Below are 20,910 nucleotides of genomic sequence, written 5' to 3'. Positions count from 1 at the left end.
CTTTTTCTCCTGAAATGAATTAGCGCCCGCGCCGATCGAGTACGACGCAATAGCGGGCGGGAATGTTGCCGGGGTTATGAAAAACATGGCCTTCGCCGACCGGCATGAACAGGCAGTCGCCAGGCAGCAGTCGGTAGACGGTGTCGCCCGTCGTCATTTCCATTTCGCCATCGAACAGCCAGACATGCTGTGTCATGCCGTTGCTGGCTGCGTGCGGCGGGAAACTAAGGCGACCGCCTGGCGGGAATTCGACATCGACGATATCGACAGACGAAGCGGCTCCCGGCGGGGAGACGGAGCGCCTGACGTAACCGGTCTCCGGATCCCGCCAGACCTGCTGGTCCTGACGGCGCGACAGCGGCGAGACCTCGCCGTCCTCGGCAAAGAAGGCCGACAGCGACAGGCCGAGCGCTGCGCAAATCCTGGCGAGGAGCGGGGCCGTCGGGCTCGCTTCGCCGCGCTCGATGCGGGAGATCATCGCCCGGCTGACGCCGGAGGCGTTGGCCAGGTCTTCCAGCGTCAAATTCCGCTCGATCCGCAGTCTGCGGATGCGAAGGCCGATCGCCGTTTCGAGTTCTTGTTCCATCATTGGATCCGATTTTCTATTATAATAGACTTTCACGATCTGATAATAGAATCAAGTATGATGTTTCGGTCCGCGAAACGGCGACTTATCGTAAACGAACCCCTGCTTTTCCGCTTTGCGGCAAGGGTCGGCGCTGCTATATGGCGCGCATGAGCACCAATTCGACGACTCCGCTTTCCCATATCCGCAATTTCTCGATCGTGGCCCACATCGACCACGGCAAATCGACGCTTGCCGACCGCCTGATCCAATCGACCGGCGGCCTGGCCGAGCGCGAGATGTCCGAGCAGGTGCTTGACAACATGGATATCGAGCGCGAGCGCGGCATCACCATCAAGGCCCAGACGGTGCGTCTGCACTACAAGGCCAAGGATGGCGAGACCTATATCCTGAATTTGATCGACACGCCCGGACACGTCGACTTCGCCTATGAGGTCTCGCGCTCGCTCTCGGCCTGCGAAGGTTCGCTGCTCGTCGTTGACGCCAGCCAAGGCGTGGAAGCCCAGACGCTCGCCAACGTCTACCAGGCGATCGACAACAACCACGAGCTTGTCACCGTCCTCAACAAGATCGACCTGCCAGCCGCCGAACCTGATCGCATCAAGGAACAGATCGAGGAAGTGATCGGTATCGATGCCTCGGAAGCCGTGTTGATTTCGGCAAAGACCGGCCTCGGCATCCCCGATGTCCTCGAGGCAATCGTTCAGAAGTTGCCGGCGCCGAAGAGCCCCGGCGGTGAAAAGGCACCGCTGAAGGCGCTGCTCGTTGACAGCTGGTACGACACCTATCTCGGCGTCATGGTCCTCGTCCGCGTCATCGACGGCGTGCTGACCAAGGGCCAGACGATCCGCATGATGGGCACGGACGCCAAGTACCAGGTGGAACGCGTCGGCGTGCTGACGCCAAAGATGGTCAATGTCGACAGTCTCGGGCCTGGCGAAATCGGCTTCATCACCGCCTCCATCAAGGAAGTGGCCGATACGCGCGTCGGCGATACCATCACCGATGACAAGCGCCCAACGACGCAGGCCTTGCCGGGCTTCAAGCCGGCCCAACCGGTCGTGTTCTGCGGTCTCTTCCCCGTCGATGCCGCGGATTTCGAGGATCTGCGCGCGGCGATGGGCAAGCTTCGCCTGAATGATGCCTCCTTCTCCTTCGAAATGGAATCATCGGCCGCACTCGGCTTCGGCTTCCGTTGCGGCTTCCTTGGCCTGCTGCACCTTGAGATTATCCAGGAACGCCTTGAGCGCGAATTCGACCTCGACCTGATCGCCACTGCGCCTTCGGTCGTCTACCAGCTGACGATGACCGACGGCAGCGAGCGCGAACTGCACAACCCGGCTGACATGCCCGATGTCGTCAAGATCGACGAGATCCGCGAGCCCTGGATCAAGGCGACGATCATGACGCCTGATGATTACCTCGGCGGCATTCTCAAGCTCTGCCAGGATCGTCGCGGCATCCAGACGGAACTCACCTATGTCGGCACCCGCGCAATGGTGACCTACGAGTTGCCGCTCAATGAAGTTGTCTTCGACTTCTACGACCGGCTGAAGTCGATTTCGAAGGGCTACGCCTCCTTCGACTATCACCTCGAAGGCTACCGCGAAGGTAACCTCGTCAAGCTGTCGATCCTCGTCAATGGAGAGCCTGTCGATGCGCTCTCCATGCTCGTCCACCGCGCGTCTGCCGAGAAGCGTGGCCGCGACATGTGCGAGCGGCTGAAGGAACTGATCCCGAAGCACATGTTCAAGATCCCAATCCAGGCAGCGATCGGCGGCAACGTGATTGCCCGCGAGACCATCTCGGCGCTGCGCAAGGACGTGACGGCCAAGTGCTACGGCGGCGACGCCACCCGAAAGCGCAAACTTCTGGACAAGCAGAAGGAAGGCAAGAAGCGCATGCGCCAGTTCGGAAAGGTGGAGATTCCACAGGAAGCCTTCATCGCCGCGCTCAAGATGGGCGACGAATAAAAGCATCATTTTCAGCCCGGCCGGCGCACGACGCGTGGCCGGGCTTTTTGATCCTGCGCTGCCTCAACTGCAGGCCATGTATTCCTTCACCAGCCCTTGATAGGCGTCCATCGACGGCAGCGCCTCGTAGCTGCGGACCGCGCCGGTTTCGGCGAAGGGCAGTTTTTCGCGGGTCCAGGTCTCGATGAACGGCCGGAACCAGCGCGGATCGTCCAGCATCGTCGGACGCAGGTTGACGAACCAATCCATCCCGTCCGATCGCGTGAACATCCAGGTCATGCAGTGGCCGCAGAAATAGTGGTGCGCCTCGACGCCGTGCAGCCCACCGATGACGGGCTCTCCTTCGGTGATTTCGAAGGCCTCCGCCGGGATCGCGGCACTCAGCGAAAAGGCGCTCGACGACATCTTCTGGCACCCTGTGCAATGGCACGCCATGGTCAAAAGCGGCTTGGCGCGGATCTTCAATCGCACGCGGCCGCATCGGCAGCCACCGGTCCAAGGTAGATTTACTTCGGTCATCGCGACCTCCCTTCGTCATGCTCAATCTAGCGGCAGGCGGCGCGGCGTCAAACTGTCGGCTGCAGGCAAACCGGCATCGCCTCCTAGGAATCGGAAAGCCATGATCGCGCGGATATTCGCGCCACTGGCAGCGACCAAGCGATAGCGACCTTTGGATCGAGTGCACACTGGCCCACCTCCGCACCGGCCCGCTTGTCGACCAGAATCAACGCACCGTTTTCCGTCAGCGTCTGCAAGCCACGGGCGAAGACCGGTGCCACCCAATCCAGTCGGTCCCCGAAATCGCGGGACAACGCAGCATTTCAAAAACAGACGGCGGCAAGATGTCGCAAGCCTATCCGTCATTGAATAGTCAACTTAATTCGCCGCAAAGGCATCAAAAGATGAGCCGGCTACCCTCGGTATCTGCAATCATTGATTGAATGCATTGAAGCTTGCCCATCGTACGAAACGGCACAGCACGGGCGAAATCCCTCCTTCTGCGGCAGGCCGGGCGGCTACAGACTAAATATTTTCGCGGCGGCAAGGAGTGTCGCTCGCTGCTTCATTTGGGGACTTGCAACGGCAAGCCTTTACGATAGGTTGTGCGCTGACCTGAACGTAACTGGTCATGGGAACAAACGACTAATAAAGGCGAAAAGCCTAGAAAGGTGGCCCCCATATGAACTTTCTCACGAAAAAATTCCTGGCTTCAGCCGTGCTTGGCTCACTGCTGGCCGTGACCGCGCACGCCGCGACACTCAACATCCACAATGGCGGCGACCCGCAGTCCCTCGACCCGCAGAAGCTGTCGAGCGACTATGAGAACCGCATTGCTGGCGACATCTTCGAGGGCCTCGTCACCGAAGACCCGAAGGACGATCCGATTCCGGGACAGGCTGAAAGCTGGACCGTCTCGCAGGACGGCAAGGTTTACACCTTCAAGCTTCGCGACGGCATCAAGTGGTCGGATGGGCAGCCGGTGACGGCCGGCGACTTCGTCTTCGCCTTCCAGCGCCTTGTCGATCCGAAGAACGCCGCGGAATACGCCTATCTGCAATTCACCATCAAGAACGCGGAAAAGATCAACAAGGGCGAAATCACCGATTTCAGCCAGCTCGGCGTCAAGGCGATCGACGACAAGACGCTCGAGATCACGCTTGAGAACCCGACCCCCTATTTCATCAATTCGCTGATGCACTACACCGCCTATCCGCTGCCGAAGCATGTGGTTGAAGCCAAGGGCAATGACTGGGTGAAGATCGGCAACATCGTCACCAACGGCCCGTACAAGCCGACCGAGTGGATTCCGGGCGCGTCCGTCACGACAGTCAAGAACGACCAGTACTACGGCGAGAAGGACCTGAAGATCGATGGCGTGAAGTTCTTCACGCTCGAGGATCAGGAAGCGGCTCTGAAGCGCTTTCGCGCCGGCGAATTCGACATCATGACCGACTTCCCGACGGATCAGTATGAATGGATGAAGAAGAACCTGCCGGGCCAGGCCCATGTCACGCCGTTCCTCGCCAGCTACTACTACGTCCTCAACGCCACGAAGCCGCCGTTCGACGACAAGCGCGTTCGTCAGGCCCTCTCGATGGCCGTCAACCGTGAAGTCATCGGCCCGAAGATCCTCGGCACCGGCGAACTGCCGGCCTATTCCTGGGTACCGCCGGGCACCGCGAATTATGGTGAGCCGGCCTATGTGAGCTGGAAGGACATGCCCTACAAGGAAAAGGTGGAAGAGGCGAAAAAGCTGCTCAAGGAAGCAGGCTTCGGACCTGACCACCCGCTGAAGGCACAGCTCCGCTACAACACCAATGACAACCACAAGCGCGTAGCTGTGGCGATCGCCTCGATGTGGAAGCCGCTCGGCGTACAGATCGAGCTCTACAACACCGAAACCAAGGTCCACTATGACGAGATGCAGCACGGTCAGGTCGAAATCGGCCGCGCAGGCTGGATCGCGGACTACAACGATCCTGATAACTTCCTGGGTCTACTCGTTTCCGGCGTTTCGATGAACTATGGCCGCTGGAGCAATGCCGACTTCGACAAGCTCGTCAAGGAAGCGAACGCTCAAACCGACCTGAAGAAGCGCGCCGAAATCTTCAAGCAGGCCGAACAGCTTGCGCTCGACGACAGCGCCGCCATTCCGCTTTATTACTATGTCTCGAAGAACGTGGTCTCGCCGAAGGTCCAGGGCTTCGTCGACAATATTCAGGACATCCATCGCACGCGCTGGCTGTCGGTCAAAGAATAAGGAACACCGGCCCTTCCCGCTGAATGTGGGAAGGGCCGATCCACGACCATGATCAAATATGCACTCCGTCGCCTGCTGTCGACGATCCCCGTGATGTGGATCGCCGTGACACTCAGCTTTTTTGTCTTGCGCCTTGCTCCCGGCGGCCCGTTCGATGGCGAGAGGCCATTGCCGCCGGTGATCCTGAAGAACCTCGCGGCTCACTACAATCTCGACAAGCCGCTGATCGAACAATACCTGATCTACGTCTTCGACGTCTTGAAGGGTGATCTAGGCCCGTCATTCGCCAACGAAGATTTCAGCGTTGCCCAGCAAATCATGATCGGCGTGCCTTACACGTTCACGATCGGGGGCCTCGCCTTCATTTTTGCCATACTTATCGGCGTGACAGTCGGCTGTCTTGGGGCACTTTATCAGAATAAAGCGCCTGACTACCTCCTCGGGCTGCTCGTTCTCGTTGGCCTCGTTCTTCCGAACTTTCTGATTGCGCCTATCCTGCAGCTGGTCTTCGGTATCCATCTCGGCTGGCTGCCTGTCGGCGGATGGGGTGACGGCTCGTTCCGCTATCTCGTCATTCCGATCGTTGTGCTGGCTTTGCCACATGCGGGCCGCATCTCGCGCATGACCCGCGGCTCGATGATCGAGGTGATGAACCAGAACTACATCCGGACCGCCAAGGCCAAGGGCATCGGCCCACGGCTAACTGTTATTCGTCACGCGCTAAAGCCCGCCATGATGCCTGTCGTTTCCTATCTCGGTCCGGCGGCAAGCTACCTTCTCACCGGCTCGCTGGTTGTCGAGAGCATCTTCGGACTGCCGGGCATCGGCCGCTACTTCGTCAACGCAGCGCTGAACCGCGACTACGGCATGGTTCTCGGCACGGTCATCTTCTACATGGTGCTGATCGTCTTTCTGAACCTTCTCGTCGACATTGCCTATGCATGGCTCGATCCGAAAGTGAGAAACCGATGATCCTCAATCCAGCAAAGAGAGAGCTGCTCGCGGCCGAGCTTCTCGAGGCCGAAGGGCTTTCGCACAAGAGCCGCTCGCTGACCAGCGATGCGCTGCGTCGTCTCTCCCGCAACAAGGCAGCAGTCGTCGCCATCATCGTGTTGCTGCTCCTGATACTGGTCGCATTCATCGGCCCGTACCTGATCCCGTTCGACTACGAGGAACCGGATTGGGCGGCGTTTCGCATGCCGCCGGATATGGAAAGCGGCCATTATTTCGGAACAGATCCAAATGGCCGCGACCTGCTTGCGCGCGTGCTCTACGGCACCCGCGTCTCGCTTGCGGTTGCGGCAACTGCCACGATCGTTTCGGTGGTCATCGGGGTGCTCTATGGAGCGATCTCCGGATACATCGGCGGCAGACTCGACGCGCTCATGATGCGCTTCGTCGATATCATGTATGCGCTGCCTTACATCCTCTTCGTCATCCTGCTGATGGTGGTGTTCGGCCGAAACGTCTACCTGCTTTTTGCGGCAATCGGCGCGCTGGAGTGGCTGACCATGGCTCGCATCGTGCGCGGGCAAACACTCTCGATAAAGCAGCGCGAGTTCATCGAGGCGGCACGTGCATCCGGCCAGAAACCGTTCAAGATCATCCTCAAGCACATCATTCCGAACCTGGTCGGTCCAGTGGTGATTTTCGCCGCGTTGACCGTTCCTGAAATCATCGCGACCGAAAGCTTCCTGTCCTACCTCGGCTTCGGTGTTCAGGAACCGCTGACATCACTCGGGACGCTGATCGCCGAGGGCACCGACGCCATGGAAAGCATGCCGTGGCTCTTGGCCTTCCCGGCCTGCTTCCTCGTCGCCCTGCTGATGAGCCTGCTTTTCATTGGCGACGGCCTGCGCGATGCGTTCGACCCGAAGGATCGATAGAATGCAACACGAAACCAAAAACGATACGCTTCTCGAACTGAAGGACTATTCGATCACCTTTGCGACGCCGGATGGCGAGGTGAAGGCCGTCTCGAACATGAACCTGTCGATCCGGCGCGGCGAGCGCGTGGCGATCGTCGGCGAGTCCGGCTCGGGCAAGAGCCAGACCTTCCTCGGCGTCATGGGTCTGCTTGCCAAGAACGGCCGCACCAGCGGCCAAGCACTACTCGAGGGCAAGGATGTGCTGGCGCTAAGGCCGCGCGAGCTCGACCATGTCCGCGGCAAGGACATGGCCATGGTGTTCCAGGACCCGATGACCGCGCTCAATCCGTCTCTGCGGATTTCCCGGCAATTGACGGAGCAGCTTGAGGTTCACCGCGGCTTCACCGCGCGGGCTGCCTCCAACGAGGCGCTCGATATGCTGAAGCGCGTCGGTATCCCCGACCCGACGCGGCGCTTCAGCCTCTACCCGCACGAGCTGTCGGGCGGCATGCGCCAGCGCATCGTCATTGCCATGGCGCTGTTGACGAAACCGAAGCTGCTCATTGCCGACGAGCCGACGACGGCGCTTGACGTGACGATCCAAGCGCAGATCCTCGATCTCTTCAACGACCTGACGGCGGAAATGAACACGGCGCTCGTCATGATCACGCATGATCTGGGCGTCGTCGCGGGCCTCGCGGATCGCGTGGCCGTCATGTATGCCGGGCGGATCGTCGAGGAAGCGCCAGTCGACGAGCTCTTCGAGGTACCGGCGCATCCCTATACCGCTGCGCTGCACGCTTCGATCCCGCGGCCGGACCAGGACGTCGATCAGCTCGCCGTCATTCCCGGCCGCCCGCCCAATCTGCAGCACCTGCCGAAAGGCTGCAGCTTCTCGCCGCGCTGTCCAATGGTCCAGAACGATTGTATCGACGCGTCGCCGAAACTTGAGATGTTGGCGAAAGGCCATTCCGCGGCCTGCTTCCATCCCTTCCCCCGCCGCGAGGAGGTTTTGAACCATGGCTGAACGATCACTCCTAAGGGTCGAGAACCTCACCACCCAGTTCGAAATTCCGTCGAAGAGCTTCTTCAAACCGCCGATGACGCTGACTGCGGTGAACAATGTCAGCTTCGACCTCAGAGAAGGCCGGACGCTGGGGATCGTCGGAGAGTCCGGTTGCGGCAAGTCCACACTTGGCCGCTCGATCCTGCGTCTGTTGAAATCACAGAAAGGCCGCATTCTCTGGCAGGGGCGCAATCTGCTCGACCTGTCGGATGAGGAAATGCGCGCGGCTCGCCGCGACATGCAGATCATCTTCCAGGATCCGATTGCCTCCCTCGATCCGCGCATGACGGTCGGCGACATTATCGCCGAACCGCTCACCGTCTTCGAGCCGAAGCTTACAAAAGCGGAACGCGTGGCGCGCGTACAGGAGATCATGGGTGCCGTCGGCCTCGTGCCTGAAATGATCAACCGCTATCCGCACGAGTTCTCGGGCGGCCAGGCACAGCGCATCGGCATTGCCCGCGCAGTCGTAACACGGCCGAAGCTGATCATCTGCGACGAGCCGGTTTCGGCGCTCGACGTGTCGATCCAGGGGCAGGTCATCACGCTCTTGCGCAAGCTTCGCAAGGAGTTCGGGCTGACGCTGATCTTCATCAGCCACGACCTTTCGGTCGTACGTCTGATCTCAGACGATGTGCTGGTGCTCTATCTCGGCAAGGTGGTCGAGGCTGGCGATTGCGCCACCGTGTTCGACAGCCCGGCGCATCCCTACACGCAGGCGCTCTTCTCGGCCGCGCCAGTGCCCGATCCGAAGCTTGCACGCAACCGGCAGCGTATCCGACTTCAGGGCGACCCGCCCTCGCCGCTCAATCCGCCGCCCGGCTGTGTCTTCTCTCCGCGTTGCTGGAAGGCCACGGACATCTGCCGCACGGAGATGCCGCCAACGGAGCAGGTCAGGCCCGAGCAAACCGCCGCCTGCTATCACATGGACCGGTAAGCCGGCATCGACAGAACTGCAAACGGCCCGCCCGTTTTCCAGCGGGCCGTTTGACCTATTCGACACCGAAGGCATAGTCGCTAGTTCTTGGCAGGTGTGGTCGTGCTCATCGAGGCGCGCTGTGCTTCGACCCGCTCCATCAGCAGGCTGTAGGCGATGTAGTATTTGAAGATGTTGCTGACATATTGGACCGTTTCCCGGCCGACGATGGCAGCTGCGGCATTCTCGACGTTTCCGAACCAGACATTGGGATCGAGCCCCATGTCCTTTGCCTTGGCGCGAAACTTCCGGAGATTTCCCGGACCCGCATTGTAGGCGGCAAACGCCATCAGCTGCTGGTCGCGCGGCGAAACACCCTCCCCCTTGATGGAGACTTCAACCAGATAGCGTAGGTATTTCGCGCCGGCCTCGACATTGAGATCCTCGCTCTTGGCGATGCCGGTTATGCCGATCTCCTTGCCCGCCGCCGTGGCAGGAAGCAGTTGCATCACGCCGACGGCGCCCCTCGGACTACGCCGCGACTGGTCAAGCTGGGATTCCTGATAGCCCTGCGCCATCAGCATCAGATAGTCGAACGAGTACGTGCCCGCATGCTTGCGGAAGATTTCGACCAGTTCCTTGAAGCGATCGACATCGGCAGGCGAATAGGCACGCCGCAGAATCGTATCGCTCTTGAAATAGCGGTTGCGCAGCAGATTGCCGAAGGTCGTGCCAACCTTGTGCTGCTCGGCGAACTTGTCGAGGACGGCTTTCAACTGCGGACTATTCTTGCGGATCGCCCAGGCGATCTGCCCGTGAGTGGCCACGGCGACATCAGGATGGACCTTCAATTCCGTGAACACCTTCGCCCATATGTCGGCCTTGTATCCATCGACCACCGTCCAGGGCAGGAGGCCGGCATTCACCATCTCCATGAGATCCTCGTCCTCAAGGTTCTCGTCGATCGGCTTGACTTGGATCTCCGGCTTTCCGTCCTTCTTCAATTGCTCGTTGAGCGACAGAAGATGCTCGTAGTAGCTGCTCGTCTGACGGACGCGGATTTCCTTGCCTGCCAGATGGGCGATGTTGGTAACCGCCTCCGCGGATGGCCCTGATACCAGCACCTCGCTCGCGTCGCTGTAGATCGGCGCGCTGAAATCGACGTCCTGAAGCCGCGCAGGGGTGACCGTCAAGTTGGCCATGATGATGTCGCCGAGCCCTTCCTTGAGGGCTGGAATCAATCGATCTCGCCCGGTCGGAATGAAGGCGACGCGGATGTGTTCGATCGCTTTTTTCCTGCCCTTGTTGAGCTCGGCCTCCAGGGCCGTCCCAAACTCCACCGCGGTTCCGAACTGGCGTCCCTTGTCGATGAAATAGATGGTCTTGCTGTATGGCACCAGGATTCGAACGAGGCGGATCTTGGTCATAGCATCGAGATCGCCCGTATTCGGCTTCGGCATGATCCCGCCGACCTCGACATTCGTTTGGGCGAACGCAGCAACCTGACCGAACAGAATGGTGATGATTGCAAGCACTATGCTGAAAAGAAGACGTCGCATGACTTGCCCCCAGCTGATGCTGCGAGCGTACCACGTCTGTTGCACAATCAAAGGTGTGCAGGCGCCTTGAGCGGAGATTATCCGTACCGCTCAAGGCTGGTCAGGCAATCAGCGGGCACCCCAGGTATCGGTCAACCGATAGCCTTCCGGCCAGGGGTCGGACGGATCGAGCATGTGCTGATGGGTACCGGTAATCCAGGCGCGGCCGGAGATCTCAGGCAGGATGGCCGGGCGACCGCCAACATCGGTCGTGCCTAGAATGCGGCCAGAGAACGTGGAGCCGATCAACGACACCGCAGTCAGACGATCTTCGAGCGTCATTTGTCCACGCGCGTGCAATACGGCCATGCGGGCCGACAGCGCCGTTCCCGTGGGCGAGCGATCGACCTTGCCGGGCTGGATCGCGACGGCTGCACCCGCACGTAGACCTTCGGCGGTACGCTCCACCGGCCCTGCAAAGAGGCAGAAGGAGAAATGATTCCAGTCCGGATTTTCCGGGTGATGAAATCCGAGCGCGGCGTTGGCGGCATTGGTAATGCGCACGCCGAGCTTCGCAATGTCATGGGCCTCGTCGGGCGACAGGCTGAAGCCCATCGCCGCCGCATCGACGATGACAAAGCTGTCACCGCCATAGGCGGTATCGATGGTCAGCGTACCCACGCCCTCGACTTCCAGCTTCGCATCCAGTCGTTCCGCGAAGCTTGGTAGGTTCTGCACGAAGATGCGCTCGGCCTTGCCGTTGCGGCACTCGGCGCGCACACGGACGAGCCCGCCGGGCGCTTCGAGGGTAATCTCGGTGATCGGCTCCTGCATCGGCAGGATGCCGCTGTCCAGCAGCACCGTGGATACGCAGATCGAATTCGATCCCGACATGGGTGGCGTATCTTCCGGCTCCATGATGATGAATGCGGCATCGGCGTCGGGATGCTTCGGTGGCACCAGCAAATTGACGTGCCGGAAAACGCCGCCGCGCGGTTCGTTCAGCACGAAATTGCGCAACGTCCCGTCTTGCGCAATCCAGCGGCTTTGCTCCCAGATCGTTTCGCCGGGCGGCGGCGTCACACCGCCGACGATGACATCGCCCACTTCGCCCTCGGCATGGGCGGAAACGACATGGATGGTCTTGGTGCTGTGCATGATACCTCCTCAGGAAAGCCAATCGGGCAACTGGGGCGGAACGCGCCCAGTCAGAGCGGCGGTGACGCAATCGGCAAGGCTGCCGAAGCGAACGGCACGACCGGAAAGGCCGGGGCCATAGTGGGCATATTTGCCCGAGTTCGTCATCAGGGAGCGGGTTCGCGTCGGGAACACGGGCTCGGAAATCGAACACCAGCAGAGATCGGGCAGGACCTGCACGCCTGCATCCTCCAATCTCTTCAACAGGCCTTCGTTGCGCGCTTCGCTGATGACCTGGCGACCGGCGGTCACAATTACCGTGACATCCGCGTGCCGGCTGCGGCCGGCAAGCGCTTCTTCCAAGGCTCGACATTCGGTCAGGGAGGCATGCGGGCTGCCAATGGCAACGAGTTCCACCTCTTCCGGCCCCTCGTTTAGAACCGTCCAGGCCGCAGCCATGTCGGCGCGCGAGATGACAACCCGATCGGCATCGTCGCGGGCCGAGCCGGCAGCTTCGGGCGTAACGCCCTCCACATGCAGCATGGGTGCTGCTGACGTGGTGCCAAAAGCGGCGCACAGCGCCTTCAGGTCGTCCTGCGAAGGCCGCGCGGAGCTTAGGCCGCGCAAAAGCGGGATGCGATCCGGCGCCGCGCGACCTGCGAGATAACCGATGAGCGGCCAGAAAGCGTCATCGACGCGCTCGGGCAATTCGACATCAATGATCCGTCGTGCCTTGCGATGCTCGTCGAGATAAACGCCGGACAGCGGCGCACGTCCCGTTAGCGCGATGCAGAGATCGAGGAAATCGGGGTGTTTTGCCGTCCGCGCGCCGAGCACGGTATTGGCGAAGATCACTGCGTTGGACTCTGCCCATGCAATCGATTCGCCCGCCTGCGGTGCGCTATCCAGCAGATAGGGAGAGCAGGTGAAGGTCGGGCGACAGCCCATGCGCACATAGGCATCGGCAAGCCGTGCAGCCGGGTCGCCGAAGCTTTCCGGAACGCCTTGCGCTTGCCAATTGGCGCGGTCGACGGAAATGGCGTTCATAGTCGTCGGCACGCGGACCTGCGCGCCCATATCAGCCGTCGATATGGCCCTGCGTGACATCCACGAGGCCGCGCGCGCCCTGCTGCGCCGCCATGGCGCAGATGATGCGCATGGCCTGCTGCACGGCGATGCCCTGCTGCCCGTCAAGCATGGCGCGATCTGCATCGTTGAGGTCGAGCGCAGCGGTTGCCGGAGGAGCGATCGGAATCTCCACCTCGTCTGCGACAACCGCCGTATCGCTGATCTCGGCGGTCTTCGCGCGGGAGAGCGCCGCAAAGGCCTCCGGCCCAAGCCGTACGACGGGCAGAGGCTTGCCGAACATTTCGGACGCGATCAGCGCGCCGAGCGTCAACACATCCTCGGCTTCGGAAAAAACCAGGGCGGCCGGTGCGCGACCCGTCAGGACGAGGTCGAGGAGTACGCCGGAACCCGTGCAGGATCCGCGGCTCGAGGGCATCATCAGAATGCAACCGGTGAGGCGGCTTCCGTGAAGCGGGTGGTGGACGTCGATCACCAAGCCAGTAGCGGGATCGACCCCGCCCCAGAAGCTCAATGCCTCCTTTGCGACAATGACGGGGCCATTCGCGGTACCGCCGAGAATGCTGCGATCGAGTGCGAGGGTTTTCATTTCAACACGAAGCCTTGAGCGGAGGGAGTCATTCACCAATGGGGCTGATGCGGCCAACTGTCATGAGCGCGCTCCCGCTTCCATCAGAATCTTTGGGGTGAGAAGGATGCAATGTCGATCGCCGGCTTCTTGCCCGTGAGCAAATCCGCGACGATGCGCGCGGTGCCAGCCGACTGAGTCAGGCCAAGATGGCCGTGACCGAAGGCATAGACAACGCGCTGCGTGGCGCGGGCGTGACCGACGGCGGGCAGGCTGTCCGGCAAGGATGGGCGGAACCCCATCCACTGGACGCCGCCCTGAGGCTTCAGGCCGGGCAGGAAGCTCTGTGCCTTCTTCAGCATCGCCTCCGATCGACGGAAGTTCGGCGGAAGCTTCAAGCCCCCAAGCTCGACGGCGCCGCCCACGCGGATGCCTGTCGACAGCCGGGTAACGACAAATCCGTGCCCGCCGAAGGTAATCTGCGTGCGCAGATCGAAAGCCTCGGGAGGGAGCGTGGTATTGTAGCCCCTTTCCGTTTCGAGCGGGATATTCTCCCCGATCGTACGGGCCACCTGATGTGAAAATGCACCCGCCGATAGGACCACCTGTGCTGCCCGTCGCGAAGCGCCGCCGGAACTGACGACATCTACGCCGCCATCAACAGGACGCAGTGCGATGACCTCCGCACGCTCGATGGAGCCGCCGATGGCGCGGAAGTGGTCTGCCAGGGCAAGGGTATAGAGCTTGGGATCGGCGATGGAGTACCAGCCAGGCGTGAAGGTGCCATGGGTGAAGCGAGGCGCGATACCAGGCTGGATCTCATTGATGCCGGCCGCATCGAGGTGATGGAACTCGATCCCATGCTCCTCCCGCGCTTTCCAGCCGGGAAGCGAAGCCTTCAGTTCCGCTTCGCCCTCATAGACCTGCAGATTGCCATCCTTGCGCAGCATGCCCACGGTGCCGCTCTGCTGCAGGAACGGCTCAAGCTCCGCCTTCGAAAGGTCCATCAGCGCGGTTTGCGCCGCAGTCGAATGGGCGACACGGCCCGGCGCGCAGGCGCGCCAGAAGCGGAACATCCATGGCGCGATCTGCAAGGCATAGGCTGGCGGCACCGAAAGCGGGCCGAGCGGATCGAGCAGCCACTTAGGTGCTTTCTTGAGGATGCCCGGCGAAGCAAGCGGCAGGATGTCGGTAAAGGCGAAGGCGCCGGCATTGCCAGCCGAGGCGCCGGCAGCGGGACCCTCCCGGTCGAGTACGACCACCGAAAGCCCCCTTGCCTGTGCCGCGATTGCAGCGGATAGCCCAACGACCCCCGCGCCGATTACGATGACATCCGTCTGAATTTGATCGTTCATCATCGCCTCAATGGGTGGCAGCGAGGAAAGCCTGCAACTCCGGATCCTTCGGCGCACCGAACAGCTCTTCCGGGGGAGCGATCTCGGCCATCACGCCCTTGTGGAAGAAGGCGACGCGGTCTGAAACCTCACGCGCAAACTTCATTTCGTGCGTGACGCAGATCATCGTCATGCCTTCGGAGGCCAGCATGCGCAGTGTGTCGAGCACTTCGCCAACCAGCTGTGGGTCGAGCGCCGAGGTGACCTCGTCGAACAGCATGTATTCTGGCGACATGGCAAGCGCACGCGCAATCGCCATGCGCTGCTGCTGGCCGCCCGACATGCGGTTAGGATAGACCTTGAGCTTCTCCCCGAGGCCGACGTGGGTGAGCTGCCTTACCGCGATCGCCTCGGCTTCCGCCTTGGAAAGGCCGAGCACTTTTCGCGGCGCAAGCATGACGTTTTCCAGCACCGTCAGATGCGGAAAAGCGTTCCACTGCTGGAAGACGATGCCGAGCTTGCGGCGAAGCTTGTTGAGGTCGGTCGCCTTGGCATGCACATCCGTGCCGTCGACAACGATACGGCCACTGTCGATGGCCTCAAGGCCATTGATGCAGGTGAGCAGCGTCGACTTCCCCGAGCCGGAACCACCGATTATGGTCAGCACCTCGCCCTTCGGAACAGTGAGGTTGATGCCCTTCAGAACCTCCAACGGGCCGAAGGATTTGCGGACGTTTTCAATCTCAATCATTGGGGGACCACCGTTTTTCGAGATACCCGCCAATCCGGGCGATGGGGAAGCTGATAATGAAGTAGACGGTGCCGCAGATCATCAGGATGAACAGCGGCTCCTGCAGCCGGGTCACGAGAATCTGCGAGGCGCGCAGCAACTCGATCAGGCCGAGCCAGAGCACCAGCGCGGAATCCTTCATGACGCCGAGCGTCAGTCCGATCCAAGACGGCAGCGAAACGCGCGTTGCGAGCGGGGCCACAATATAGCGCATGTCCTGCCACCAGGTCATGCCGAGCGAGCGAGCCGCACGGCGCGTGGTCGGCGGCACCGCGGAAATGCCACCGCGGACGATCTCCGTGCAATAGGCAGCCGTATAGAGCGACAGCACCACGCAGGAGGTCGTGAATGGGGGCCAGCCAAGCCGCATGATCGACTGCAGCGCATTTCCGAGCACAAGCTGGATCAACAAAGGCACGGAGCGGAAGACGTCGAGCGCGAAGGTCAGCGGTGCGGACCAGTAAGGTCCGAGTTCGACGCGGATCATCCCGAAGAAGATGCCGAGAACGGTTCCGGCAGCGACCGAGACGGCCGTGACCGCGAGCGTCATTCCCGCGCCTTGCGCCAGAAAGGCCAGATCACTCCAGGTGAGGGCAGTACTAAACATCTCTCACCTCTCTCAATAACGGAACATGCGCCAGGCGAGTGCCCGGGCGGCAAGGGTCAGAACCTTGGCGATGACGTAGTAGATCACGGCAGCCAAGGCGAAGAATTCAAAGGTGCGGAAGGAGCGCGCATTCAGTTCCTGCGTCACGCCGGTAAGGTCAGTGTTCATACCGACGGTTACGCCGAGCGACGTCATCAGGACCGCCCAGACCATCTGGTTGGTCGCCGGCAGAAACGCCACGCGCAGCATCTGCGGCATGACGATCAGGCGAAAGGCCTGCATCGAGGTCATGCCGAGCGAGCGTCCGGCGCGCGTCTGCGTGTCCGGGATCGCCTTCAGCGCGCCGCGGAAATTTTCTGCCAGGTAGCCAGCGTTGTTGAAGGCAATGCCAACCAGGAGCGCGGTAAACGGCGTGAGGTGAATGCCAAAGTTGCCGAGTCCGAAATGAGCCATGTAGATCTGGAACAGCGCCGGCGTATTTCGGGCGATCTCGACCCAAGCCGTGGCGAAGCCACCAAGGATGCGGTTGCCGGATAGCCGGAACAAGGTCAGCGCGATCGCACAAGCCAGTCCGATGACCATGGACAGGAGCGCAATCTGCATCGTGACCAGCGCACCGTCGAGCATCTGCGGCAATGCCTTGAGTGCCTGGTTCCAGTGGAAGGTGTAGTTGAACATTGCCGTCTCACCTTGTCATAAAGCTGCGGCGCGAGGTCATGCCTCGCGCCGCGGGAGAAACGGTGCGGGTTAGCGGTAAACGCCATTGACCGCGAGCGACGGCAGGTCGCCACCAACCCACTTCTTGTAGAGCTCGGCGTAGCGGCCGGTGCGAACCTGCTGGTTAATGAACAGGTTCAGGTAGTTGATCAGGCCGTATTCCTCACGGTTGGTGAAGAGCGAGACGTAGTCGATGTCGAACGGTGCCTTGCCGACCACAGCGATGCCGGCGAACTTGCCGGTCTTGACGTTGGCCTGGGCAACGGTCGAGGTCGAAACGGTGGCATCGATTTGGCCCTGGCTCAACGCCAGGAATACGTCGGCTTGCGTCTGGTAAGGACGGAACTCACCGACGCCCCAGGCCTTGACCTGCTGTTCGAGTGCGATCGCTTCGTAAGTGCCAGCGGTTGCGCCGACAACCTTGCCCTTCATGTCTTCGAAGGACTTCACGCCCGACTTCTCGTTGGCCGTAACCGCCATCTCGAAGGCGAAGTAGGGAACCGTCATGCCGACAGTCTTGGCACGCTCGAGCGTGTCAGAGGTGGAGGCCACGCCGACATCAACGCGACCCGACATCAGCGCCGGAATACGCTCAGGGAACGGGGTCTCAACGATTTCGGCGGTTACACCCAGCGCCTTAGCCAGATCGTTGCAATAGTCCACGTCGAAGCCGATCGGGTTGTTATTCTCGTCGCGCGAACCCATCGGTGGGAAGTCCAGTACGACCGCGCAGCGCAGCGTGCCCGAGCCGATGATGTCGTCCAACTTGTCGGCCTTCGCCGGGCTGGTCAGAACGGTTGCGGCAGCCAGAAGGCCGAAGGCGAGGACCGAAGGTTTCATTCTATTCTCTCTCCCAGAGTTGGATTGTCGATTGACAGCGAGGCGCACTATTCCCCTTCGGCGCGCGCAAATCAATGCTAAAATACATGAAGTATGCAAAAAGTATAAGTTGAATAGCCGCTACGTCGACAAAAAAGGGCGGCCAAGTCGTGGCCGCCCTTTGCTTTTCTACCCTTGATAGGAATCAGCCGAGAAAATCTTCCGGCAGCAGATCTTCCGGCATGTTCTGGTACGAAACCGGGCGGAGGAAGCGCCGGATCGACATTGTGCCGACGCTGGTTGCGCCGAAGTTGGTCGAAGCCGGATAGGGTCCGCCATGCACCATCGAATCGACCACCTCGACACCGGTCGGGAATCCATTGACCAGGACACGTCCTGCCTTGCGTTCCAGCACGGGGCGCAGACGACGGGCGTCGGCAATGTCACCTGCATCCATATGGATCGTCGCCGTCAACTGACCTTCGAAGCCACGAGCGAGTTTCTCCATCTCATCGATCGTCTGGACACGCACGACAAGGCCGAGCGGTCCAAAGACCTCTTCGCCCAGGGCGTGATCGGCGAGGAACTGTGCGCCGGTTGTCTCAAACAGGTTCGGAGCGGCTGAGCGGCCAGAGGACTCGCTGGCGAACAGCGATTTGACCGTATTGCGAGTTGCAAAGCGTGACTGCCCATCCTGGTAGGCCTTCGCAATGCCATCCGTCAGCATCGTCTGCGGCGCGACCTTGCCGAGCGCTTCGACCGTTGCGGCTACGAAGCGATCGGCTTCGGCGCCTTCGGTCACAACTGCAATGCCGGGGTTGGTGCAAAACTGGCCGGCGCCCATCGTCAGCGACCCGGCCCAGCCCTGGCCGAGCGCTTCAGCGCGTGCCTTCAGCGCCTCGGGCAGCAGGAACATCGGATTGACCGAACCGAGTTCACCGAAGAACGGGATCGGCTCCGGCCGCGCGGCGCAAAGATTGAAGAGTGCGCGGCCGCCGGCGAGCGAACCGGTGAAGCCAACAGCTTTGATCCGCGGATGCTGCACGAGTGCATGACCGACATCACGGTTGCCACCCTGGATCAACGAGAAGACGCCGGGATGAACACCCGTCTTGCGAATAGCGGCCTCGATCGCCTGCGCGACGATTTCGCCGGTTCCCGGATGCGCCGAGTGACCCTTGACGACAACAGGGCAACCTGCCGCCAGAGCGGCTGCGGTATCACCGCCGGCCGTGGAGAAGGCCAGCGGGAAGTTCGAGGCGCCGAAGACGGCGACCGGGCCGACCGGGCGCTGGATAAGCCGGATTTCCGGCCGTGCCGCGGGCTGGCGGTCGGGCAGTGCCGCATCACGACGGCGGTCGAGATATTCGCCCTTTTCGATATGGTCCGCGAAGAGCCGTAGCTGACCGGTCGTGCGGCCGCGTTCGCCCTGGAGGCGAGCTTCCGGCAGGCCCGTTTCCTGGCTACCGATCGCGGTGATCGCCTCGGCGCGAGCTTCGATCTCGTCGGCGATGGCGCGCAAGAACGCCGCGCGTTCTGCGCGCAAGGAGTAGCCATAGCTCCAGAACGCATCTTCGGCGGCCTCGCAGGCGCGATTGACAAGATCTACCGTACCGACTGCAAACTGGTGGTCTGGACCGTGCGCCGGCGCGGATGCAAAAGTACCCGCTCCGTCGAGCCATTCGCCCGCGACGAGGTGTTTTCCATTGGGAGTGAAGACCATCTGCGATTCCTTTCTTGAGAGCCCGTGGTGCTTTACGCGAAAATCCATCCAAAGGCGAATTGCGCATGTCGGATCTTTGTATACTCTATGTATTTATAACATCAACACTCGATCGCCGTCGGCGGCCGGGCCATTCACGAGAGACACGAGATGAGCGACAACACCACCCTGACCGTACCGGCCCTGCAGGAGCGGGTCGATGCGATTTTCCGCAAGGCTGGCCTCAACGAGATCCAGGCCGGCGCACTCGCGCGCGTAATCGTCTCCGGAGAGCGGGATGCCTGCAAATCGCATGGCATCTACAGGATCGAGGGTGCGCTGCGGACCGTCAAAGCGGGCAAAGTGAATCCGGACGCGGTGCCGGAACTTATGCTGCAGGAGGGCTCCGCGATCGTGAAGGTCAACGCCAAGGGTGGCTTTGCCAATCCGGCCTTCGAACTCGGCTTGCGGGCTCTCGTGGAGCGCACCCGATCCTGCGGGCTTGCAGCCCTCGTCATCAACGACTGCACGCATTTCTCCGCGCTCTGGTCGGAAGCGGAAGCCCTGACCGAACAGGGCCTCGCCGGTCTGGTCATGTGCCCGAGCTATGCAACCGTTGCGCCGACCGGCGGCAACAAACCGCTGCTCGGCACCAACCCCTTCGCCTTTGCCTGGCCGCGCGTCGGCCAGCCGCCCTACGTCTTCGATTTTGCCACGTCGGTTGCCGCGCGCGGGGAAATCGAACTGCACCGGCGGGCTGGAAAGTCGCTGCCCGAGGGCTGGGCGATCGATGCCGACGGCAATCCGACGACCGATCCGGAGGCTGCGCTTGCCGGCGCCATGCTGCCGTTCGGCGGGCATAAGGGCTCGGCCATCGGGACGATGATCGAGCTGCTGGCCGGAATCATGATCGGCGACCTGACAAGCCCCGAGGTGCTGGACTATCTCGGCACGACGACGCTGGCCCCTTTCCACGGCGAATTGATCATCGCCTTCTCGCCGGAAGCCTTCGCCGCCGGCCGGCCAGGCAATCCGTTTGCGCGGGCAGAGACCCTGTTCGAGGCCATCGTCGGCCAGGGCGCCCGCCTTCCCTCGCAGCGCCGGTATGCGGCGCGCGCAAAATCGGAGGCCGACGGCATCGCGCTGACCGACGCCGAAATCAAGCAGCTCGAGCGTTTGTTCGCGCTCGGCCTGGAGGCGGTGGCTTGAGCCACCGGCAGAAATCGCCGCCAATACAAAAAGGCCCTCCAATCGGAGGGCCTCAGATTGCTGACAAACCCCTGGCACCGTCTGGGGGTTTGTGATTCATTGGGACATGTTGAAGAAACCTGCCCCCACCCAGACGGCTCTTGAGATGGTGACGCTCGACAGTCTGGTGCCGAAGGATCACCTGCTGCGCAAGATCGACGCGGTGATCGACTTTTCCTTCATCCATGATCGTG

Annotated in this window: 17 protein-coding genes and 1 pseudogene; 7 read left to right on the top strand and 11 right to left on the bottom strand. The window is 61.3% G+C overall.

Features of this window, described 5'->3' with window-relative positions:
• Positions 1-19: 19 nt before the first annotated feature.
• Positions 20-586, bottom strand: a complete 567-nt coding sequence (locus tag AC1DPR_RS14130) for an XRE family transcriptional regulator (protein WP_113471394.1) — start codon at positions 584-586, stop codon at positions 20-22.
• Between the two features lie 140 nt (positions 587-726).
• Here AC1DPR_RS14130 and lepA point away from each other — a divergent pair, with 140 nt between their 5' ends.
• A complete protein-coding gene (gene lepA, locus AC1DPR_RS14125; protein ID WP_477816562.1) occupies positions 727-2,559 on the top strand; it encodes a translation elongation factor 4 in 1,833 nt (610 codons plus the stop codon).
• Between the two features lie 63 nt (positions 2,560-2,622).
• On the opposite strand, the gene AC1DPR_RS14120 is transcribed toward lepA, so the two are convergent.
• Positions 2,623-3,078 carry a GFA family protein gene (locus AC1DPR_RS14120; RefSeq protein ID WP_018859749.1) on the bottom strand — a complete coding sequence of 152 codons (456 nt, stop codon included), beginning with the start codon at positions 3,076-3,078 and terminating at the stop codon, positions 2,623-2,625.
• 661 nt (positions 3,079-3,739) lie between these two features.
• Here AC1DPR_RS14120 and AC1DPR_RS14115 point away from each other — a divergent pair.
• From AC1DPR_RS14115 to AC1DPR_RS14095, 5 genes are read left to right on the top strand one after another with little or no spacing between them, the layout of a single operon-like run.
• Positions 3,740-5,320, top strand: a complete 1,581-nt coding sequence (locus AC1DPR_RS14115; protein WP_018859747.1) for a peptide ABC transporter substrate-binding protein — start codon at positions 3,740-3,742, stop codon at positions 5,318-5,320.
• Positions 5,321-5,368: 48 nt separating this feature from the next.
• Positions 5,369-6,292, top strand: a complete 924-nt coding sequence (locus AC1DPR_RS14110; protein WP_018859746.1) for an ABC transporter permease subunit — start codon at positions 5,369-5,371, stop codon at positions 6,290-6,292.
• Entirely contained in the window at positions 6,289-7,206 is a 918-nt protein-coding gene (locus AC1DPR_RS14105; RefSeq protein WP_062375524.1) for an ABC transporter permease, read from the top strand. Before AC1DPR_RS14110 ends, AC1DPR_RS14105 begins: the two co-directional genes overlap by 4 nt.
• A 1-nt stretch (position 7,207) precedes the next feature.
• Positions 7,208-8,215, top strand: a complete 1,008-nt coding sequence (locus AC1DPR_RS14100) for an ABC transporter ATP-binding protein (RefSeq protein WP_113471369.1) — start codon at positions 7,208-7,210, stop codon at positions 8,213-8,215.
• Complete coding sequence (locus AC1DPR_RS14095; RefSeq protein WP_018859743.1) at positions 8,208-9,191, top strand: ABC transporter ATP-binding protein; 984 nt, start codon at positions 8,208-8,210, stop codon at positions 9,189-9,191. Before AC1DPR_RS14100 ends, AC1DPR_RS14095 begins: the two co-directional genes overlap by 8 nt.
• Positions 9,192-9,271: 80 nt before the next feature.
• On the opposite strand, the gene AC1DPR_RS14090 is transcribed toward AC1DPR_RS14095, so the two are convergent.
• The 9 genes and pseudogenes from AC1DPR_RS14090 to AC1DPR_RS14050 all read right to left on the bottom strand — a co-directional run bounded on the left by AC1DPR_RS14090 (position 9,272) and on the right by AC1DPR_RS14050 (position 19,489).
• Entirely contained in the window at positions 9,272-10,729 is a 1,458-nt protein-coding gene (locus AC1DPR_RS14090) for an MltF family protein (protein WP_113471368.1), read from the bottom strand.
• A gap of 108 nt (positions 10,730-10,837) precedes the next feature.
• The gene (locus AC1DPR_RS14085; RefSeq protein WP_113471367.1) at positions 10,838-11,866 is read right to left on the bottom strand and encodes a trans-3-hydroxy-L-proline dehydratase; all 1,029 of its coding nucleotides are present in this window, start codon (positions 11,864-11,866) and stop codon (positions 10,838-10,840) included.
• A gap of 9 nt (positions 11,867-11,875) precedes the next feature.
• Positions 11,876-13,520, bottom strand: a pseudogene (lhpI, locus tag AC1DPR_RS14080) (cis-3-hydroxy-L-proline dehydratase).
• 83 nt (positions 13,521-13,603) lie between these two features.
• Entirely contained in the window at positions 13,604-14,854 is a 1,251-nt protein-coding gene (locus AC1DPR_RS14075) for an NAD(P)/FAD-dependent oxidoreductase (protein WP_018859739.1), read from the bottom strand.
• Positions 14,855-14,861: 7 nt separating this feature from the next.
• Positions 14,862-15,584: an amino acid ABC transporter ATP-binding protein gene (locus AC1DPR_RS14070; RefSeq protein ID WP_018859738.1), complete on the bottom strand. Its 723-nt coding sequence runs from the start codon at positions 15,582-15,584 to the stop codon at positions 14,862-14,864.
• Positions 15,577-16,230 (bottom strand): amino acid ABC transporter permease, encoded by a 654-nt coding sequence (locus tag AC1DPR_RS14065; protein WP_018859737.1) that lies wholly within the window; start codon positions 16,228-16,230, stop codon positions 15,577-15,579. The genes AC1DPR_RS14070 and AC1DPR_RS14065 overlap by 8 nt, the downstream gene beginning before the upstream one ends.
• A 12-nt stretch (positions 16,231-16,242) precedes the next feature.
• Positions 16,243-16,908, bottom strand: coding sequence for an amino acid ABC transporter permease (locus tag AC1DPR_RS14060; protein ID WP_113471366.1), 666 nt, complete (start codon positions 16,906-16,908; stop codon positions 16,243-16,245).
• 69 nt (positions 16,909-16,977) lie between these two features.
• Positions 16,978-17,787 (bottom strand): ABC transporter substrate-binding protein, encoded by an 810-nt coding sequence (locus AC1DPR_RS14055; protein ID WP_018859735.1) that lies wholly within the window; start codon positions 17,785-17,787, stop codon positions 16,978-16,980.
• A gap of 184 nt (positions 17,788-17,971) precedes the next feature.
• Positions 17,972-19,489 carry an aldehyde dehydrogenase (NADP(+)) gene (locus tag AC1DPR_RS14050; RefSeq protein ID WP_477816561.1) on the bottom strand — a complete coding sequence of 506 codons (1,518 nt, stop codon included), beginning with the start codon at positions 19,487-19,489 and terminating at the stop codon, positions 17,972-17,974.
• Positions 19,490-19,639: 150 nt separating this feature from the next.
• Between AC1DPR_RS14050 and AC1DPR_RS14045 the strand changes: the two genes are divergently transcribed.
• Entirely contained in the window at positions 19,640-20,677 is a 1,038-nt protein-coding gene (locus AC1DPR_RS14045) for an Ldh family oxidoreductase (protein ID WP_113471364.1), read from the top strand.
• Positions 20,678-20,910 lie beyond the last annotated feature (233 nt).

This window comes from Rhizobium sp. 01T417 (assembly GCF_056398905.1).
The sequence above is the reverse complement of the archived record's forward strand: the minus strand, read 5'-3'. Positions and strand labels throughout refer to the sequence as shown.

Excerpts from the sequence above, each read along its gene's own strand:
- AC1DPR_RS14095 (WP_018859743.1), top strand. The coding sequence starts at position 8,208 with ATGGCTGAACGATCACTCCTAAGGGTCGAGAACCTCACCACCCAGTTC.
- AC1DPR_RS14110 (WP_018859746.1), top strand. The coding sequence starts at position 5,369 with ATGATCAAATATGCACTCCGTCGCCTGCTGTCGACGATCCCCGTGATG.
- AC1DPR_RS14120 (WP_018859749.1), bottom strand. The coding sequence starts at position 3,078 with ATGACCGAAGTAAATCTACCTTGGACCGGTGGCTGCCGATGCGGCCGC.
- AC1DPR_RS14090 (WP_113471368.1), bottom strand. The coding sequence starts at position 10,729 with ATGCGACGTCTTCTTTTCAGCATAGTGCTTGCAATCATCACCATTCTG.
- lepA (WP_477816562.1), top strand. The coding sequence starts at position 727 with ATGGCGCGCATGAGCACCAATTCGACGACTCCGCTTTCCCATATCCGC.
- AC1DPR_RS14045 (WP_113471364.1), top strand. The coding sequence starts at position 19,640 with ATGAGCGACAACACCACCCTGACCGTACCGGCCCTGCAGGAGCGGGTC.
- AC1DPR_RS14130 (WP_113471394.1), bottom strand. The coding sequence starts at position 586 with ATGGAACAAGAACTCGAAACGGCGATCGGCCTTCGCATCCGCAGACTG.
- AC1DPR_RS14065 (WP_018859737.1), bottom strand. The coding sequence starts at position 16,230 with ATGTTTAGTACTGCCCTCACCTGGAGTGATCTGGCCTTTCTGGCGCAA.
- AC1DPR_RS14070 (WP_018859738.1), bottom strand. The coding sequence starts at position 15,584 with ATGATTGAGATTGAAAACGTCCGCAAATCCTTCGGCCCGTTGGAGGTT.
- AC1DPR_RS14100 (WP_113471369.1), top strand. The coding sequence starts at position 7,208 with ATGCAACACGAAACCAAAAACGATACGCTTCTCGAACTGAAGGACTAT.
- AC1DPR_RS14050 (WP_477816561.1), bottom strand. The coding sequence starts at position 19,489 with ATGGTCTTCACTCCCAATGGAAAACACCTCGTCGCGGGCGAATGGCTC.
- AC1DPR_RS14085 (WP_113471367.1), bottom strand. The coding sequence starts at position 11,866 with ATGCACAGCACCAAGACCATCCATGTCGTTTCCGCCCATGCCGAGGGC.
- AC1DPR_RS14055 (WP_018859735.1), bottom strand. The coding sequence starts at position 17,787 with ATGAAACCTTCGGTCCTCGCCTTCGGCCTTCTGGCTGCCGCAACCGTT.
- AC1DPR_RS14075 (WP_018859739.1), bottom strand. The coding sequence starts at position 14,854 with ATGAACGATCAAATTCAGACGGATGTCATCGTAATCGGCGCGGGGGTC.
- AC1DPR_RS14060 (WP_113471366.1), bottom strand. The coding sequence starts at position 16,908 with ATGTTCAACTACACCTTCCACTGGAACCAGGCACTCAAGGCATTGCCG.
- AC1DPR_RS14115 (WP_018859747.1), top strand. The coding sequence starts at position 3,740 with ATGAACTTTCTCACGAAAAAATTCCTGGCTTCAGCCGTGCTTGGCTCA.
- AC1DPR_RS14105 (WP_062375524.1), top strand. The coding sequence starts at position 6,289 with ATGATCCTCAATCCAGCAAAGAGAGAGCTGCTCGCGGCCGAGCTTCTC.